The following is an 18,102-nucleotide window of genomic DNA, read 5'->3' as shown; positions in this document are numbered from 1 at the left end:
CCCTTTAGCCCGGGTCGGTCGCCACCAAGTCCGCCAATATCGTACCCATATTTTCGTTGGGGCTGGGAGATGACAACGGTCTGTTTTCGAAGCGTTGTAAAACGCGGCGCAGTGGTTGGGGCAGCGCTGATAATGCTCGCGCCCACTGTTGTCTGTGCGGCGGGTGAATCCCTCCAACGCACCCAACTTGCGCTGGTCCTGCGCCAACTCGATGCCATCGAGCGCATGGCGCAGTACAGCCGCTCGCAACCACTTAGCACACCGGCGCGCTACCACTTCGACTACTCACGCCTGCATCAGGATGTCCAGCGTGTCCGTCAGGGCATCCAAGACTACCTGACCCCGCCACGGGCTCAGCCGCGCGATGCGGTGGAGTTGATCGGTGACTATCGCGAGCAACAGGAGACGACTCCGTGAGTACAGCTCAGCTCACTGCCTTCCAGGCAGGCGCGGGCTTCTCGCCATCGGAGCTGTCCTGGCTGCTGCTTGCCGGCCTATTTGCGTTGGTATTGCTATGGAGTACCTGGGCTCTGAGCACGGCTTACGCCGGCTGGGCCGAGCAGCGCTTGGGCCAACGCCAGTTTTTCGGGGTGGCAGTACGGGTGTTGACCCTTTACCTGCTGCTGATGTTTTTCCTGCTTTCTTGAGCAAAGGACGGAGGCCATGCGCCACTTACATCTCACGCTCTGGCTAGGGATCGGAGTCCTCCAACCGCTGGTGGTTGAAGCCGTGCTGCCAACGATGGAGGAGCCTTCTCGTGGCCTGGGTAACGGGATCATCGAAACCATGCAGAACTACGGCTATGACATCGTGATGCTGATCGCGCTGTTGGTTGTGGCCTCAATGTTTGTGGGTGTGTGCTACCACGCCTACACGCGCTATTCGGAAATCCATTCCGGCCGTGCCACCTGGGGGCAGTTTGGTTTGTCCGTGGCAGTGGGAGCGATTTTGCTGGTGATCGGTATTTGGTTGCTGACGACGGCCACCGGCATTTTGTGAGGTATGGATCATGAAGCCACTTTCCGTTAATGACAGCGATGACACCGTCCATTTCCTGCCCCATCGTTTGAATCGGCAACCGGTGGTTGTGCGCGGCCTGACTGCTGATGAGCTGTGGATTTGCACAGGGTTGTGCGCGGTGACGGGCTTGATCAGCGGCCTGCCCTTGGCCTGGTTTACCGGCAGTCTTGCGATGGTCCCGTCAATGATGGTGCTCGCCATCACATTGGGTGTGTTCATCGGCGGAGGCGTGCTGCGCCGTCATAAGCGTGGTCGTCCGGAAACCTGGTTGTACCGGCAATTGCAATGGTGGCTAGCCCAGCATTGGCCAAGCCTGCACACCCTGCTGGGCGACGAGCGCCTGATTAACCGCAGCGGTTACTGGGCGGTGCGTCGAGGTGACCCGTGAGCCAGTTCAAAAATGAAGTGATTCACCTACAGGCCCATATCAAAACCCTACGCTTAGGCGGTGCCGCACTGGTGCTGGTTGCATTGATGCTGGGCGTGGGGTGGTGGCAAGCGCCTCGGAATCTGACCATTCATAATCCGCCGGACCTGCGCTCGGGCAGTTCGAGACCCTGGTGGCAGGTGCCGCCCGAATCCGTCTACGCCTTCACCTTCTATATTTTTCAGCAACTCAACCGCTGGCCCACCGACGGCGAAGTGGACTACCCGCGCAATGTACAGGCGTTATCCGCCTACCTCACCAGCAGCTGTCGGGCGTTTTTACAGCAGGATTATGAATCCCGACGCAGCTCGGGCGAGTTACGCCAGCGCGTTCGCGGGGTATATGAAATACCCGGCCGTGGGTATGGCGACGATCCGTTAATCCGTGTCAAAAGCATCTCCGATCAAGACTGGATCGTGACCCTGGACCTCACTGTCGACGAGTATTTTGGCACCGAGCAAGTCAAACGAGCCTTGGTGCGCTACCCCATCAAGGTATTACGCCTGGACATCGACGCCGAGCGCAACCCCTTTGGGCTGGCACTGGACTGCTATGACGGTGTGCCCCAAAAACTCTCGCTTTCTTCCATCGATCAGGGAGACGCGCCATGAAGCGCAACTGGCTGCCCTGGTTGCTGTTGATCGCAGTGCCGACCAGCTTTGCCGTGGAAATCATGCGTTGGGAGCGCCTACCGCTCAGTGTGCCGCTGCAGGTTGGGGCTGAGCGCATCGTATTTGTCGAACGCAATGTGCGCGTGGGCATGCCGGCATCACTCAGCAATCGCTTACGTGTGCAGAGTGCGGCGGGCGCGGTGTATCTGCGCGCCAATGTCCCCATCGAGCCCAGCCGCCTGCAATTGCAGGATGCTGATAGTGGTGAACTGATTTTGCTCGATATTTATACCGTCGACGCAAACAACACGACGGCACTGGAGTCGATCCGAATTGTCGAGGACGCCCGGCCCTCCCCTGAACCGCCGGATCGTGACGAATCTACCGCCACGCCAATTCCCGTCGTATTGACCCGCTACGCGGCGCAAAGCCTTTATGCGCCGTTGCGAACCGTCGAAGCTCTCCTGGGCGTACGGCAGATCAAGGTACCGCCAGATCTGCCGCTGGAATCTCTTCTGCCCACCTTGCCCATACAGGTAAAAGCGCTGGCTGCTTGGCGGTTGGAGGAATATCGCGTCACCGCCATTCGCCTAACCAACACCTCCGCTCAAAGAATCGAGCTGGACCCACGGCAACTGCAAGGCAACTTGGTCAGCGCCACGTTCCAACATCCCGACCTCGGCCCTCATGGGGAATCATCCGACACCACCACCGTGTACCTGGTCACCCGCGGCCATGGGCTTGAGCAAGCCCTGTCCCCTGCACTCAGCGCCATTGATGCCACGCTCAACCTTCCGGGAGCCCGACCGTGAAGAGTAATGGTTTGCTGAAGTGGCTAATGATCCCGTTGGTAGCCCTGGTGGTTGTGGTCGCCCTCAAACTGCGCAGTTCAAACGACAGCCGAGTGACCGAACCAGTGCGCAGCAGTGCATTGACGGCAGAGGAAATGAAAGCGCTGGGCATCGAAGGCGATACACCTCGCGACACCGTCGCCACCTTGGTCGGGCAGGTCAAACAACTGCGTCAGGAGTTGAAAACCTCTGCGGCCGATAGCCAGACCCAGAAAAGTGAAAACGATCGGTTGCGCCAACGGGAGAACGCCGTTGAGCAACGTATCGAAAGCCTGTTGGACGGCGAGCGCAAACGTGAGGAACAAATACGCAACAGTGAGCGCGAACAGACTCAGGGCGTGCTCAAGGACCTGCAACAGCAATTAAAGGTCCTTAGTCAAAAAGGCGAAAACGTGGAGCTGCCCGTTGGCCTTGGTTTAAAAACCGGTGATGAGCCACCGCCGGGCAGGGAGACATTGCGTTGGATTGAGCCAGAGGATACGCGTCCACCAGCGAATCAACGCAGCAAGGAGAAGCCCCCATTCTTCCCGAACCGTTTTGGTCCAGCCCAGCAACCGTTAACGCAGATCGCTGAAGCTGTGAGCAACCGCGGTATCCAGACCACAGCGTCCGCCAAGGCGGTCTACAGCGTACCAGCCAATGCCACCCTGATGGGTTCGGTCGCCATGACCGCGTTGATCGGCCGGGTGCCTATCGACGGCACTGTCAATGACCCTTATCCGTTCAAGGTGCTGATCGGTCCGGATAACTTGACTGCCAATGGTATCGAACTGCCGGACGTTGCAGGCGCCGTGGTCAGCGGCACGGCCTCGGGTGACTGGCCCCTGTCCTGCGTGCGCGGGCAAGTGCGCTCTATCACCTTTGTCTTTCAGGACGGCACGATTCGCACCGTGCCGGAGCGTAAGGGCAGTACGCAGAATGAGCGCTCGGCCCAGGACGGCCTTGGCTGGATCAGCGATCCTTATGGTATTCCCTGCGTCGGTGGTGAACGACGTAGCAACGCCCAACAATATCTGGGTTCCCAGGCATTGATCACCGCAGCAGGCGCGGGGGCTGCCTCTCTGATCAAGAACAATGGCAGCACCACCTACATGACCCCAGGCAATGGCTCACTCGGCATGGTGGGGATCACCGGTAATGAAGCCATGGGTCGGGTATTGGCCAGCGGCGTGCAGGAAATGTCGCAGTGGGTCAACAAACTCTATGGGCAGGCTTTTGCAGCGGTGTATGTCGAGCCAGGCGCCAAGGTGGCGGTGCATATTCAACAGGCGCTGGCCATCGACTACGACGCCCAAGGGCGCAAGGTCGACCATACGTTGGGAGGTCGTGATGTCACGCAGGAGTTGGATTAACGGATTGAGCATTGCCATGCTACTCGTCTGGCTGACAGGCTGCTCCACCAGCAGCGAAGAACTGCTCAGCCATAACGGCAACACCATGCTTGAGGTGTGGAGCCAGCAAGGCAATCCATCGGTCAGGCAATTGAGCGAGGCACGCCTGGCGTTGCGCCGGCCGCTGCCCGTGAACAACACTTCAATTGCGGCTTACACCCGCACGGTACAAAGCGAGATTTTTCAGCAGTTCAAGCGCCTGCCCAATCCAGACATGCTGATGTTTGTCTTTCCTCATCTGGCCGGCAGCGACCCAGTCCCCGTACCGGGTTACAGCACCGTGTTTCCCTTTTACCAACGCGTGCAATACGCGCTGCCCGGCGAACGCCTGGACGAATACTGATGGGTAAGTGGCGAGGTGGGAAGCCTTCCAAGACGCGGCCTGCCACCCTGGCGGATGAGCAAGCGCTGTATAACGTGGCCCCCTCCTTTGCCGAACTACTGCCCTGGGTTGAATACCTGCCTGATACACGCTGCATGTTGCTCGACGACGGTCGCTCTGTGGCAGCGTTTTTTGAGGCCACTCCCGTGGGTACGGAAGGGAGGGAAGCCGAATGGCTGCTACATGCGCGCGATGCCTTGGAAAATGCCCTGCAAGACAGCTTGGAGGAATTGGATGGCCACCCATGGGTAGTGCAGTTCTACGCCCAGGATGAAACCCACTGGCAAGGTTACCTCGACACACTTAAGCGCTACCTGCACCCCCGCGCCCGGAACTCCGAGTTCACACAGTTCTACCTGCGCTCATTGACCCACCACCTGAACGCGATCGCCAAACCAGGCGGGCTTTTTGAAGACACCACCCTTACCCACCTGCCGTGGCGAGGCCAGACACGACGTATACGAATGGTGGTGTATCGACATATACCTGCCACAGCTCTCGCTCGGAATGAACTGCCTGCAGAAATCACCCTGAATACGCTATGCGAACGCCTGACTGCTGGGCTAGCGAATGCAGGAGTAAAAGCCCAGCGTATGGAAGCTGAGCAAATTCATAGCTGGTTGCTGCGTTGGTTCAACCCCAACCCCACGCAACTGGGACTATCAGTAACTCAGCGACAGGCGTTTTATCAGTTGGCAAGATATCCGGATGCTCCAGCGGCCACCGACCTCAACCTCGCCAGTGGCACGGACTTCACTCAGCGCTTGTTCTTCAGCCACCCCCGTTCGGACACTGAACAAGGCGTGTGGTTTTTCGATGATATGCCCCATCGCGTCATACTGGTCGACCGTCTGCGCAGCCCACCCGACATCGGCCATCTGACCGGCGAAAGACACAAAGGGGATGCCATCAACAGCCTATTTGAGCAACTGCCCGAAGACACCGTGCTCTGCCTGACATTGGTGGCTACCCCACAAGACGCGTTGGAAGCGCACCTGAATCACCTCGCCAAAAAGTCAGTTGGCGATACCCTAGCCTCAGAGCAAACCCGTCAGGATGTTCAACAGGCGCGCTCCATGATCGGCAGCGCACATAAACTCTACCGTGGCTCCGTGGCCTTCTACCTTCGCGGCAAGGACTGCGCGGAACTTGATGCCCGTGGTGTGCAACTGACCAATGCCTTACTCAACGCCGGTGTGCAACCGGTACGCGGAGCCGATGAAGTGGCACCGCTCAACAGCTACTTGCGTCATTTGCCATGCGTCTTCGATCCTGCCAAGGACAAGCGTCAGTGGTACACGCAACTGATGTTTGTCCAACACGCTGCACATTTGGCACCAATATGGGGGCGCAGCCAGGGCACGGGCCATCCAGGCATCACCTTCTTTAACCGCGGCGGCGGCACCCTGACTTTCGATCCACTGAACCGCCTCGACCGGCAAATGAACGCCCACCTGTTTTTATTCGGCCCCACCGGTTCCGGCAAATCTGCGACGCTCAATAACATCCTCAACCAGATCACCGCCATCTATCGGCCGCGCCTGTTTATCGTCGAGGCTGGTAATTCCTTTGGCCTGTTTGGCGAATTCGCCAAACGCCTGGGCCTCAGCGTGCACCGCGTCACCCTAGCCCCCGGTGCCGACGTCAGCCTGGCGCCCTTTGCCGATGCGCGGCGCTTGGTAGAAACGCCCCACCAAGTGCACACCCTGGACGCCGACCGCCTCGACGATCTAGAAAGCGACGAACAGCGCGACATCCTCGGCGAACTGGAAATCACCGCACGACTGATGATCACCGGCGGCGAAGACAAGGAAGAAGCCCGCCTGACCCGCGCCGATCGCAGCCTGATCCGCCAGTGCATTCTCCAGGCCGCACAACGCTGTGCGGCGGCCAACCGCACGGTGCTGACCGAAGATATCTGCACCGCCCTGCGCGAGCGCAGCAATGAACCCGTCCTGCACGAGATGCGTCGCCAGCGCCTACAGGAAATGGCCGAAGCCATGGCCTTGTTCTGCCAAGGACTGGATGGCGAACTGTTCAACCGCCCCGGCACACCTTGGCCGGAAGCCGACATCACCATCGTCGACCTGGCCACCCTTGCCCGTGAAGGCTACAACGTCCAGCTGTCCATTGCGTACCTGTCGCTCCTCAACACCGTCAACAACATCGCCGAGCGTGACCAATACCTGGGCCGGCCCATCATCAACGTTACCGATGAAGGCCATATCATCACCAAGAACCCGCTGCTGGCGCCCTATGTGGTGAAGATCATCAAGATGTGGCGCAAGCTCGGCGCCTGGTACTGGCTGGCCACACAAAACCTGGATGACCTGCCCAGAGCGGCGGAGCCGATGCTGAACATGATTGAGTGGTGGATTTGCCTGAGCATGCCGCCGGACGAGGTGGAGAAGGTGGCGCGCTTTCGCGAGCTGAGCCCGGCGCAGAAGGCGTTGATGCTGTCGGCACGTAAGGAAGCGGGGAAATTTTGCGAGGGGGTGATTTTGTCGAAGTCGATGGAGGTGCTGTTTCGGGCGGTGCCACCGAGTTTGCATCTGGCGTTGGCGATGACGGAAGCGGAAGAAAAGGCGGCAAGATTTGGGTTGATGCGAGAGTACGGTATCACTGAGCTAGAGGCCGCCATCCGTATGGCGCAAGACATGGATATCTACCGAGGGATTGAACCTCTAATTGTAGATAACTGGGAGCGGCCGGACGAATAAAATGAAAAACCATCCTAATGAAGCGCTCGCCGCTTTCAGTAAGGCCTCCTGAGTTTAAAACTGTAAATACGCCTTACCTTCTTCCGGATTCTATGCCCCATCCACAATTATTTCTGGCAAGATCCAACCGTCTAATCCTCCAGGCGACCAGGGTTCCAATGTCGCCGCGCAGCCTGCTGCGTCAACCCACTCGTTCGCCCCGTGTCCATACCGCGAACACTCATCGCCGTAGCGATGACGGACACCACCTTCCTCCCTTGGGGTTCCCACCCTGACGGGTCGGGAACCTCCTTTTTATCCAAGGAGCTTCCCATGTCCAATGCACAATCCATTGCCGAATTCCCGGTAGCCAAACCTCTCGCTTACACCGAAGATGAAGAGGCTTTGATACAAGAAGCCATTAGCATCCTTGAGCGCCACGTATTCCACCCGGGGCCTGCTCTAGAATCTCCCGACGATGTTCGCCACTTCCTACAATTGAAACTGGGCCGTGAGAATCATGAAGTGTTTGGCGTGTTGTTTCTCGATACTCACCACCGGCCATTGGCGTTCGAAACGCTTTTCCATGGCACGATAAACGCCTTGAGTGTTCATCCCCGACGTATTGTGCAACGCGCACTGGCACACAACTGCGCAGCCATCATCCTCGTCCATAACCACCCTTCAGGGGTGACTACACCGAGTGCTGCGGATCGACAGTCGGTTATCAGAGTGAAGCACTTGTTGGCCGAGATGGATATTCAGTTGCTTGATGAATTCATCGTTGGCCAGAGCGATATCTATTCGTTTGCTGAACATGGCCAGCTTTAACCGTTGCCCAACGCAAAGCATCTCACCTTTAAACCACTCCACCTCGGCGCAGCAAGCATCCTTGTTGCGCCGTAACTGTGCCCTTGGCAAATGAGATATCGGCTATCCCGGTTTTCCAAATGCCTGTCGAGCCTACGTTTGTTCAACTGAAAGCCTCATTCTTCAGGTGCAAACGATGACCCTCCCCAACGTTAAAAGCTGCCTGCGTCTAGGCATGGCAATGATGGTGTTCAGTTCATATTCTCTCGGCGCAATGGCACTTAACAGCGCGGCCATTACCGCCTCGGTGCTTTCAACAGACTGCCTGCATTACCGCATTGTGGGTCTCTGCTATTGGCTTCGCTGCACGCCCTTCGGCTGCGCTGTGCGCACCTCGCCCAAGGTTGGCCACTACGTCCCCGACGCGGTGGTTTCCAGCTACAGCAACACGGGACAGAATCCTTGGCTGGAGTTGGGCCCGCTGAGCCTCCCCAATCCGACCGCCCGAGGCGGTGGCGACGGGACGAACGCAACCAGCCAGGAAAACAACCTGAGCAAGTTCAAAAATGCTGACGTGATTGGCCACCCTGCCGGAGCGTTGTTCAACCAGTTTGTCGGCCAGTCCGGTTACGCGTGCCCAGGCGCCGGCAAGCCATTGATGCCCTATCTGCTCAGTACCTTGGACACCATCGCTTGGCGCTACAACATCCCTGAAGCCGTGTATCCCGAAGCCTTGACTCCTGGACGGCGCGAGGTGGGTAGCCGCTTCGGCCTCGATCTATGGGGGACGATCTACCCGAGGGGTGGCTTTCTGCATCAAGTGGATGACCACAAAGCCGCAGCGGTTGTGGCGCAACGGGCAGGCGATATAGTCACTCGCACTGGCCAACTGCATGTCTATCAGCCGCTGGTTGCCGCGCCACGTGCCGGTTACTGGCCGGCCGGTGCGCTGCTGGAAAGTGACAGCAACACCGGCAAGTGGCAGGCGCTCGCACCGAGCCCCTCAGCCAGTTGCACTGTGTTTCCGAACAATCTTCCTAACCCCCAGGCAGAGGATGGCGGCTACGCCTGGGCGCTATGGCGACCGTACAGCTGCTGCAAACGCCAGGGGCAAACCTTTCTTGGCAGCACTGATTTCACACGAGAAACGCCATGAGACGCTATCAGCCAACACTCTGGGTCAGCGCACTACTCCTCTCCATCAACTGTGCCCTGGCCAACCCCGCCCCTCGCGTCAACTACAGCGGCAGCGTGATCGGTGACGACGTGCTCTACAGCATCGGTGGCGGCAGCGCGGTGTCGATGGGCGGCGCGGCCAATATGAAGAGCATAGGCGTCGGCGCCGGTTGGAACAGCAATCTGATCTGCGGCGATATGAGTTTGGAGACAACCCTGCAAAACCAACTCAACGGCATCACCAAGGGGTTTCAGTCGATCATGAGCAACGTGATCCAGAACGCGACCAGTGCCGTTGCCTCCCTGCCCGCGTTGATCATTCAACGGGCGGACCCCGGGCTGTACAATCTGCTAACCAACGGCATTCTCCAAGCACGGCTGGACTTTGATCGTTCAAAGTCGACCTGCCGAGCGCTGGCTAATCGCATGGCAGACTTGGCCGGCGGCCAACTCGGTTGGGGTCAAATCGCCGAGGGTATGGCGTTGACCCGGTCCGTCGGCAGTAGAGATGCGGTCGCCGCAGTGGATCAGGCCGAACTGGACAGGGGTAATAAAGGCGTACCTTGGGTCGGCGGGCAAGCTGCTGGTGGTGTCAGTCAGGCGCCTATTCTAGTGATTGCTGACGTCACACGCGCAGGCTACAACCTAGTCAATGGGCGCGAAGTAGACGATCTTTCCCCTATTCCTTCCAGCGTTTGCGCCGATCAACTGAGCTGCCAGACCTGGCCTTCACCGCAAGCCGCCACGCGATGGGCAACCCGTGTGCTGGGCGAACGCGAGCAACGTACCTGCGACAGCTGCACTAAAACCCAAACCACACCGGGAGTGGGCCTGACCCCGCTGATCCAGGAGGAGTACGAGATCAAGCTCGAGGCGCTGCAAGCGCTGATCAATGGCAGCCAGCCCACCACCTTTGTCAATTTGCAGGGTGCCAGTAGTCAATCGTTGCCCATCACGCGCGGCGTCATTGAGGCACTGCGCGATGAGTCGGACCAGGATCTGCTGGCCCGTCGCCTGGCTTCGGAAGTCGCGCTCTCCAGCGTGCTGGAAAAAGCATTGTTGCTGCAGCGCACGTTGCTGACCGGCCGCAACGAACCCAATGTGGCGGCCAACCAGTTGGCGCAGGAGGCCATCTTCGCTGAGAGCGATACGCTGACGCAGGAGATCAACAACCTGAAGACTGAGCTGGAGTTACGTCGCACCCTGGCGAGCAGCTCGCCGTTGGCACTGATACAGCGCCACAGCGCGCGTAGTGATGGATCCAGGGGGATCTATCAGGGTGATCCGATCCGTAATCGTGTGGATGAAATCCAGAAACCACCCGTAACGCGGGATTAACCATTAAAGGCGGTGGGTGTGTCGCCCTGCCCCTGCCGGAAACCCTCAGCCTAAACCGCTGAGATGAGGCCCGGGAACATGACGCTCTACACGGATGACTACCTTGAGTACTACCTCACGCTGGTAGCCTGGATCATCAATAACGGGGTCTGGGAGCTGCTGATTGCGAGTGGCGTCATCGCTCTGCCTTTCTTCGCCATCATCCTGCAAGAATGGCTGCGTGCCCGCACCGAAGGCGCAGATGAAGGCAACAAGGGAGTGCTGTCGACGTTGCGCGTGGAAAACCGCGTATGGGTCGCCATTATCGTCGTGATGTTTGCTGGCATCCCGTTTATCCCCGTCGACTTGAGCACGCTGACCTTCGATGACAGTCGCTCGGCACAATGCCAGATCAAAGTTGCGACGCCCCAGGAGACACGCTGGTCCACTGCCTTCACCGTGCTCAACAATCAGAGTGCCTATGTACCGGTGTGGTGGTTCCTTATGCATTCAGTGTCCAAAGCCGTGACCAGTGCCGCCGTGGCCGCAATCCCCTGCGGCACTGACCTGCGGCAGATGCGTATGGACATCGACGCCACGCGAATCAACGACCCGGTGTTGGCACAGGAAGTCGCGGATTTCAATCATGACTGCTACGGACCTGCCCGGGCGAAGTTGTTCATGAGCCGGCCCGATCTGGATGAAAGCCAGATGGAAGACATCAACTGGATTGGCTCGAATTTTTTCCTGAGAAGCGCTGGTTACTACGACAACTATCGCGCCAAGACGCCGCGCAGTGCCTGGCCCTACGACGCCAATCGGGATGCCGGTTTAGCCCAGGTACCCAGTGGTGGCGGCTACCCGACGTGCCGGCAATGGTGGTCGGATAGCGATACGGGGTTGCGTTCACGGTTATTGGCACAAGTGGATCCGGAGTTGCTGGCCAGTTTTGGCCGCTGGGCGGGTTTTCTCAGTAAAAACCAGGTTGACGATGAGCTGATTCGCGCCATCGCGGCGCCACGCCAGCAGACGTTGAATCAGGGGCAGGTGTACACCGATTACGGCGGGCAAGTGGACATGAAGACTTCCAACATTGCGGCGCGCGGAGCAGCGGACCTAGGGCTGACGATGGGGTCGTTGGGGTTTTTCCCGGCCATGGATGTGGTGCGTCAGGCGCTGCCGATGGTGCTGTCGTTCCTGAAGATGGCGCTGACGATCTGCATACCTTTGGTATTGGTTATTGGTACCTTTGAGCTGAAGGCACTGGTGACCATCAGTTGCGTGCAGTTTGCGCTGTTCTTTGTGGACTTCTGGTTTCAGCTGGCGCGGTGGATCGACAGCACGATTCTGGAGGCTTTGTATGGGTGGAATTCGCCGCAGAGTAATTTTAATCCTTTGATGGGGTTGAATAATTCGTTTGGGGATATGTTGTTGAATTTTGTGATGGCGATGATGTTCATCATACTTCCGGCCTTCTGGTTAGCCGCGTTGACGTGGACCGGATTGCGAGTGGGCAACCTGGCGCAAATGTTGAACACTGGTGTTGACGATGCAAAAGCCGCTGGTAGCAAAGGAGGTGTATCGGGTATGAAGCTGAGCCGATAGAGCTAATCATCCGGAGAACCTGGATCAATACGGATTCCGCCTCGATACAAGCCGTATCCGCTAAGCCCATTCCTCCACTCTGGTTGTTCTTCGCATGGATCAAAGTCTGCTTTCAGAATGCACCAGGCAGCTATGGTAACCGCACAAGTGATTAAGGCGATCCAAAATGCCACATATAAAAAGATGCCTAACACGGTGAGCTTGATCATCCAGAAGACTGTATTCGTGAGTAGCTTCGGCACGCCCTGTCCGTACAGACGTTGCGACAATCGGCGTTCATGGGAGAGGTAACCTCGGCACACCCGCCCGAGCCACACACCTAGTCGCATTGACATTGCACTTCGATGATCTTGTCCCATGAGATTTACTCCAAACTGCCACCTCTAAAAGGTAAGCAGCCCAAAGGGCAAAGGCCAAGGGAAAGGTCACCAAAGGGAAAGGTCCTACCTAAAAAAGGGAAAAGACTCTCACGCCTATACCGTCGCCAGGTCGTAATCATGCTTACTTTTTTCCGACGTCCAAAGAAGTGTCTCGCAGCGGAGAATGGGCCCCTTCCGTTACGTCCCTCGTCTGAACTCACCCTCCCACTGTCCGCCCAAACCCTGCTCGCCACCCCGCGCCGGAAACACATGCTCGACCAAATATGGCAACGCACCTCGCTCTCCCGCAGCCAATTCAAAATCCTGTACCTGCTACCGATTGAACGCTACGCTGCTCTGGTGCAACTGCTTCCTGCCTCCGAAAGCCATCATCACGCCTACCCTGGCGGCACGCTGGACCATGGCCTGGAGGTCGTCGCCTGCGCCCTCAAGTTGCGCCAGTCGCACCTGCTCCCCTACGGTGCCGCGCCAGAAACTCAGGCTGCTCAATCCGAAGCCTGGACAGCTGCAGTCGCTTACGCTGCCCTGCTCCACGACCTGGGGAAAATCGCCGTCGACCTGCACGTGGAATACGGCGATGGCCGCCTCTGGCACCCTTGGCACGGACCGCTAACTCATCCCTACCGCCTACGTTACCGCAAAGATCGCCAGTATCGTCTGCATGGTACTGCCTCCGGCCTGCTTTACACCCAAATACTGGATCCCGCCTTGCTCGATTGGCTCAGCGGCTTCCCCGAACTCTGGCGCGCGCTGCTGTACCTGTTAGCAGGCCATCATGAGTACGCCGGCGAACTCGGAGAACTGGTAATGCGCGCAGACCAAGCCTCCGTAGCGCAAGCCCTCGGTGGTGATCCCAGCAAAGCACTCAGCGCGCCCAAACACGCACTCCAGCGCAAACTACTGGACGGCCTGCGCTACCTGCTCAGCGAAGAGCTCAAACTTAACCAACCCCAGGCCTCCGATGGCTGGCTCACCGATGACTCCCTGTGGCTGGTCAGCAAAACCGTGTGCGACAAACTGCGCGCCCATCTACTAACCCAGGGCATCGAGGGCATCCCGGAAAGCAATACCGCAGTGTTCAACGTGCTGCAGGAACATGGCATCGCCCAACCTAATCCAGAAGGCAAGGCTATCTGGAGCGCAACCGTCACGAGCGATAACGGCTGGTCACACCGATTCACCTTTCTTAAACTGGCGCCGGCACTCATCTGGGAATCCAGTCAGCGACCGCCTGCGTTTGTAGGCACCGTCAGCGTAGAAACCGGTGCGCTTTCAGAGCCAGCGAGCGACCCTTCTAACGAGAACGAGCTCCCTACATCCGATCCACCGGACGACTTATGGGACTTTCTGAGCAGCGAAGATGCGCAACCCCAAAATTCGGGCCAAGATCATCAGAACTCCCCTGGACAACACTTTATGGATTGGCTGACCCTGGGCATTCAGAACCAATCCCTGCGTATCAATGATGCCAAGGCCCTTGTCCATACCGTGGACAACACGCTGTTTCTGGTTACCCCTGGCCTGTTCCAGCGCTACGCCCAGGCACACCCCCACCTGGCCCGTCAGGCCAAACGAGACAAGCTGCCTGACTGGGAGTGGGCACAAAAACACTTTGAACAGTTAAAGCGGCACCGTAAGCAGCCCAACGATCTGAACATCTGGACCTGCAACGTTCAAGGCCCACGTAAATCCAGTCAACTGCACGGCTACCTGTTAATCGATCCTGGCGAGCTGCTCGGCGAATTAACACTGAACAATCCGTATCTGCAGCTCGTCATCACAAACAAGCAGTAGGAAATTACACACAACGATTGCCGAACAATCCGTCAACACGCAGTGCCGCTTCTGGATTGACCGGTCAACCTATCACTTTCACATTTGCAGGTGTGCCTGGCTGATTTGCTCAGCCACATAACCAGCAGCCCGGATCTTCAGGTTGCGCTGCGGTTTACCGCAGAGATCCCGCCCATGATCGCCGCACTTCCGGTGGCGCGATCAATCGATCTTGATCGATGGAAGCCGTTTATCTCCCAACCCCCTACGGGCCTTCCCGTACGGGGTCGGCCTTTGTTACTTTGGAGGTCATATGAAACTCGAAATTGCTCTGTACCAGGCGTTAATGGCAATTAACGTCCCCGAGCAAAAAATCAACGCGGTAATCGAAGCGATGGAGTCAGACTTGAATACGTATCTCGCTACCAAGGTTGATATCGCAAACCTGCACAATCAACTGCAGTCGGAAATTTCACAGCTAGAGGTCAAGTTGACCATTCGCATGGGCGTCATGCTTTCTGCAGCCGTCGGCGTCATGATGGCCTTCATGAAACTCATGCAGTAACGACTTCAAGCGTTGTCTTCTCTGCGGGGGTCACCAGCCATCAAAGGATGGTAATTCCCCGCGTCACCTCGACTTTCCAGAATCAGCCGTTAGCCATCTGCATCAATGCATCTGCAGTGATTTGAATATACTCACGCATCCATACCCTGCCCAACCAATCACCCGGAATACCTTGCACGCCATAATACGCACCGGCTACCTGCCCAACGATTGCCGCCGTAGTGTCCGCATCATCCCCCAGATTCGCAGCCATCAGCACGGCCTCGGCAAAGCTATCTATCTGATGGAAACACCACAGAGCTGCTTCCAATGAAGCAACTGCATAACCTGAGCCTACAATGTCAGCGCGTACCTTTTCCCGATAAGTCCCTTGAGCAATCGCTACCACTTTTGGCTCGATCAAATCGGAGCTGTCCACCTGCAGCACCTGAGCTTTCGCCTCTCCACGTAATGCATTGGCGATCACCTTCGAAAGTACCAAACAGCACTCTACCGCCTCTTGAGCGGCGTGTGTCGTACGGGAGCTAGCGACAGAAAAGTTATGAATTCGATTGGTATCAGGGAAGTAGAACAGCACGACCGGGGCCAGACGCATGATAGAGCCATTGCCGGCCGAGTAACGGTCCGTCGAGCCCGCGTAGGGATCACCTTTACTTTGAAAGTCAGCCAATGCCTGGCGCACCGTCAGACCTATATCGAAGCACACCCCGGTAGAACTCAAATATCCCGATGTCCACCAGTTCAGATAGCGCTCCATCTGATCGACAGCGTCAAAGCAGCCCTTTTTCAATAGGCTTTCCGCCAAGCACAGCGCCATGGACGTGTCATCGGTCCACTTGCCAGGCTAAAGATTGAAAGGACCGCCACCTATCATGTCCATGACAGGAAGAAACGAGCCACGCGGCATAAACTCAACAGAGGTCCCAACGGCATCACCACAGGCCAGGCCTAGCAGGCAGCCCCGAAAACGATCCAACGCAGAGATAGGCATTTGTGATCAGCTCATAGACATCCTAGGTCGCAGCACTATTCCAGCTCTGCCCTACTTGGTATATAGGAAGCGACTGACTGTGGCAGTGAGAATGGGCCCGAGCCATAGCTCATCAGCACAAACAATAATTGCTATGAGGAATAGTGTGACGTTCCGGGCCTAGAACATGTGTCTCGATAAAGCATGGTCATGGTCTTATCGTTGCGCAGAAACCAATACCATCATGGGGCGCTCCGTTTCTTCGGCTAGCGCCGGGTTTGTTTCGATCTGATCCGATGCTGGTCCCCATTCATTGACATGCCGAATAGTAAAACCAGCAGCCATCAGCGCGTTCAGTGTGGTGCCCAAGGTCCGGTGGTACTTGACCACCCCGTCAGCCAGCCAGTTGCTGACGCGCTTACCTTCGTTTTGATAATTGTTGACAGCCCATGACCGTTGACCTTGATCATCAATGAGCCAGCCCTGACGGGCCGGACAGGTGTAGATCGGGTGTTCAGTCGTAAAGACAAACCATCCGCCAAGTTGCAACGCCTGATAGATGGCGGCCAATAACGGAGCGAGGTCAGGAAGGTAATGCAGAGTCAATTGGCTGTACACCAGGTCGAACGCTTGGCTCGGCAGTGTGAGCTGTTCGAGGTCGCGGCGTTGGTAGCTTATGCCGTTGTCATTGGTGAGTTCCCGTGCCCGGGTCAGCATTTTTTCAGACAAGTCCACGCCAAGCACCTCGGCGGCTCCTGCTGCTCGCGCACTGCGGCAAAACCAACCGTATCCACAGCCTAGATCGATGATCCGCTTTCCAGAAAGATCCGGAAGCATAGTCTGGATAGAGGCCCACTCCGGGGCAGCTTCTAAACCGAACTGAGAACGTGGTAGTTGAGCATAACCGTCGAAAAAGGCCTGATTGTCGTAGATATTTTGAGACATATTGAACTCCGAAAGTAATTGAGATCACCTCAAGCAACGGTGTCAGGAAGGCGTGTTGCCCGCTTACGTTTTTTGAATAAATAGACAAATAATTTGGAAACGACATCAGCGATGCCAGATTGAAGATACCGTAACGGCGGAAATGACCTACTAAAAAAACTGGGGCAACTGTCATATTGGATGAGCGCCAGTTACCTGCAGCCTTTTGTCCATTGGACAACAGGCCACAGGTGACCGTGTGGTGTCGGGTTATAACACGTCATCCTAGCCCTGCATTTTATGCCTGCGCGGGCTGCATGAGCCACAGCGAATATTCAACTGTCCCTCGACGTTCAACAGCCCGACTCACGTATTAATCGAGCTCTTATTGAACACGGAGTGGATGATGGATCTACTCAGTAACCCAATTTATTCAGGTCTTCGCGAAAGCATTTGGTTGCCAACTGCCGCGATACCCGAACGAAAAGAATGGGGACTATGACCAGCAACCCAACAAATACAGCAGGGACTTTCGGGCGTAGCCATGTCGCGCTAGCATCCAAGAAATCGTAAGCGCCTGGAATCATTTTTTCTAACATTTGATAGGGTGCTGGAAAGGACCACTGGAACTGCATCGCCGTAGCCGCGGCAATAATTGCAAGCACAATGGCGAGAAGGGTCAGTTCCAATACCAGCACAAGAATGACCTTGGCACGCTGCCACGCTTTGCGCCCGGGGTCATTGATGGGCACGATCTGCACATCCTTGATACGTAAGACATCACCTTCACGAACGGTATCGCTCTGTTTCCACACTACATCACCGAATTCCTTGGAGCGGTATTGGCCGAGAAATCGCTTGTAAAAGGATAACGTCCAACAGGTGTGAGGCGAAAATTTGGTGAGCGCTGCATCGGTAAACAAAAGAGCGCTACGAGGCGTGAGAGCTTTGGTAATACCGACCTTTAGCGGATTGTTCACCCCAATGGCATACAATCGCCCCTGGGTTTTAACCTTGAAATGCCCATTGGGGATATCAAACGCATCAGCCTCAGCTGTTGAATAGTGGATTAATGCTCGCGGGGTTTTAGGTGTGCTCATCTGTCTGCCAATCGTAGATTCACGGGACGCAGTGCTCGTAACGAACAACTGCGACATGGCGAATAAATCGGCCAAGCAACACAAAACTTTATCCAGCGAAG

16 protein-coding genes and 3 pseudogenes are annotated in these 18,102 nt (G+C 56.8%); 15 read left to right on the top strand and 4 right to left on the bottom strand.

Annotated features, from left to right (window positions below):
* Positions 1 to 132: 132 nt before the first annotated feature.
* The 13 genes and pseudogenes from E4P01_RS19245 to E4P01_RS19185 all read left to right on the top strand — a co-directional run bounded on the left by E4P01_RS19245 (position 133) and on the right by E4P01_RS19185 (position 12,289).
* The gene (locus tag E4P01_RS19245; RefSeq protein ID WP_248130112.1) at positions 133 to 417 is read left to right on the top strand and encodes an RAQPRD family integrative conjugative element protein; all 285 of its coding nucleotides are present in this window, start codon (positions 133 to 135) and stop codon (positions 415 to 417) included.
* Positions 414 to 647, top strand: coding sequence for a TIGR03758 family integrating conjugative element protein (locus E4P01_RS19240; RefSeq protein ID WP_216091054.1), 234 nt, complete (start codon positions 414 to 416; stop codon positions 645 to 647). Before E4P01_RS19245 ends, E4P01_RS19240 begins: the two co-directional genes overlap by 4 nt.
* Before the next feature lie 16 nt (positions 648 to 663).
* Positions 664 to 999 carry a TIGR03745 family integrating conjugative element membrane protein gene (locus E4P01_RS19235; protein ID WP_137271543.1) on the top strand — a complete coding sequence of 112 codons (336 nt, stop codon included), beginning with the start codon at positions 664 to 666 and terminating at the stop codon, positions 997 to 999.
* 10 nt (positions 1,000 to 1,009) lie between these two features.
* On the top strand, positions 1,010 to 1,408 hold the full coding sequence (locus E4P01_RS19230; RefSeq protein WP_216091053.1) for a TIGR03750 family conjugal transfer protein: 399 nt from the start codon (positions 1,010 to 1,012) through the stop codon (positions 1,406 to 1,408).
* A pseudogene (locus tag E4P01_RS19225) lies at positions 1,405 to 2,025 on the top strand (PFL_4703 family integrating conjugative element protein); the annotation flags it as partial. The gene E4P01_RS19230 and the pseudogene E4P01_RS19225, both read left to right, overlap by 4 nt.
* A gap of 29 nt (positions 2,026 to 2,054) precedes the next feature.
* Positions 2,055 to 2,870 carry a TIGR03749 family integrating conjugative element protein gene (locus tag E4P01_RS19220; protein ID WP_216091051.1) on the top strand — a complete coding sequence of 272 codons (816 nt, stop codon included), beginning with the start codon at positions 2,055 to 2,057 and terminating at the stop codon, positions 2,868 to 2,870.
* The gene (locus E4P01_RS19215) at positions 2,867 to 4,261 is read left to right on the top strand and encodes a TIGR03752 family integrating conjugative element protein (protein WP_216091050.1); all 1,395 of its coding nucleotides are present in this window, start codon (positions 2,867 to 2,869) and stop codon (positions 4,259 to 4,261) included. Before E4P01_RS19220 ends, E4P01_RS19215 begins: the two co-directional genes overlap by 4 nt.
* A 16-nt stretch (positions 4,262 to 4,277) precedes the next feature.
* Positions 4,278 to 4,643: a TIGR03751 family conjugal transfer lipoprotein gene (locus E4P01_RS19210; RefSeq protein WP_248130111.1), complete on the top strand. Its 366-nt coding sequence runs from the start codon at positions 4,278 to 4,280 to the stop codon at positions 4,641 to 4,643.
* Between the two features lie 29 nt (positions 4,644 to 4,672).
* A pseudogene (locus E4P01_RS19205) lies at positions 4,673 to 7,402 on the top strand (conjugative transfer ATPase); the annotation flags it as partial.
* Positions 7,403 to 7,714: 312 nt separating this feature from the next.
* Entirely contained in the window at positions 7,715 to 8,212 is a 498-nt protein-coding gene (locus tag E4P01_RS19200) for a JAB domain-containing protein (RefSeq protein WP_216091047.1), read from the top strand.
* 175 nt (positions 8,213 to 8,387) lie between these two features.
* The gene (locus E4P01_RS19195; RefSeq protein ID WP_216091046.1) at positions 8,388 to 9,347 is read left to right on the top strand and encodes a TIGR03756 family integrating conjugative element protein; all 960 of its coding nucleotides are present in this window, start codon (positions 8,388 to 8,390) and stop codon (positions 9,345 to 9,347) included.
* Positions 9,344 to 10,705 (top strand): integrating conjugative element protein, encoded by a 1,362-nt coding sequence (locus tag E4P01_RS19190; protein WP_216091045.1) that lies wholly within the window; start codon positions 9,344 to 9,346, stop codon positions 10,703 to 10,705. The genes E4P01_RS19195 and E4P01_RS19190 overlap by 4 nt, the downstream gene beginning before the upstream one ends.
* Before the next feature lie 78 nt (positions 10,706 to 10,783).
* Positions 10,784 to 12,289, top strand: a complete 1,506-nt coding sequence (locus tag E4P01_RS19185; protein WP_078820883.1) for a conjugal transfer protein TraG N-terminal domain-containing protein — start codon at positions 10,784 to 10,786, stop codon at positions 12,287 to 12,289.
* Positions 12,290 to 12,291: 2 nt separating this feature from the next.
* On the opposite strand, the gene E4P01_RS19180 is transcribed toward E4P01_RS19185, so the two are convergent.
* Positions 12,292 to 12,648, bottom strand: coding sequence for a DUF3742 family protein (locus E4P01_RS19180; protein WP_078820882.1), 357 nt, complete (start codon positions 12,646 to 12,648; stop codon positions 12,292 to 12,294).
* A gap of 138 nt (positions 12,649 to 12,786) precedes the next feature.
* Between E4P01_RS19180 and mobH the strand changes: the two genes are divergently transcribed.
* Together mobH and E4P01_RS19170 are read left to right on the top strand one after the other, a co-directional pair.
* Positions 12,787 to 14,463: a MobH family relaxase gene (gene mobH, locus E4P01_RS19175; RefSeq protein ID WP_078820881.1), complete on the top strand. Its 1,677-nt coding sequence runs from the start codon at positions 12,787 to 12,789 to the stop codon at positions 14,461 to 14,463.
* A 292-nt stretch (positions 14,464 to 14,755) separates the two neighbouring features.
* Positions 14,756 to 15,007 carry a hypothetical protein gene (locus tag E4P01_RS19170; RefSeq protein WP_060767493.1) on the top strand — a complete coding sequence of 84 codons (252 nt, stop codon included), beginning with the start codon at positions 14,756 to 14,758 and terminating at the stop codon, positions 15,005 to 15,007.
* Between the two features lie 82 nt (positions 15,008 to 15,089).
* Here the strand turns inward: E4P01_RS19170 and E4P01_RS19165 are convergent.
* The 3 genes and pseudogenes from E4P01_RS19165 to E4P01_RS19155 form a co-directional block, all read right to left on the bottom strand.
* Positions 15,090 to 15,998, bottom strand: a pseudogene (locus E4P01_RS19165) (ADP-ribosylglycohydrolase family protein).
* 195 nt (positions 15,999 to 16,193) lie between these two features.
* A complete protein-coding gene (locus E4P01_RS19160; RefSeq protein WP_073453529.1) occupies positions 16,194 to 16,922 on the bottom strand; it encodes a class I SAM-dependent methyltransferase in 729 nt (242 codons plus the stop codon).
* Between the two features lie 395 nt (positions 16,923 to 17,317).
* Positions 17,318 to 18,001, bottom strand: coding sequence for a hypothetical protein (locus E4P01_RS19155; protein ID WP_143508430.1), 684 nt, complete (start codon positions 17,999 to 18,001; stop codon positions 17,318 to 17,320).
* Positions 18,002 to 18,102: the final 101 nt, after the last annotated feature.

The organism is Pseudomonas sp. NCIMB 10586, assembly GCF_023127895.1.
GTDB lineage: Bacteria > Pseudomonadota > Gammaproteobacteria > Pseudomonadales > Pseudomonadaceae > Aquipseudomonas > Aquipseudomonas synxantha_A.
Note: the sequence above shows the minus strand (reverse complement) of the source record. Positions and strands in the feature narration are given on the sequence as shown.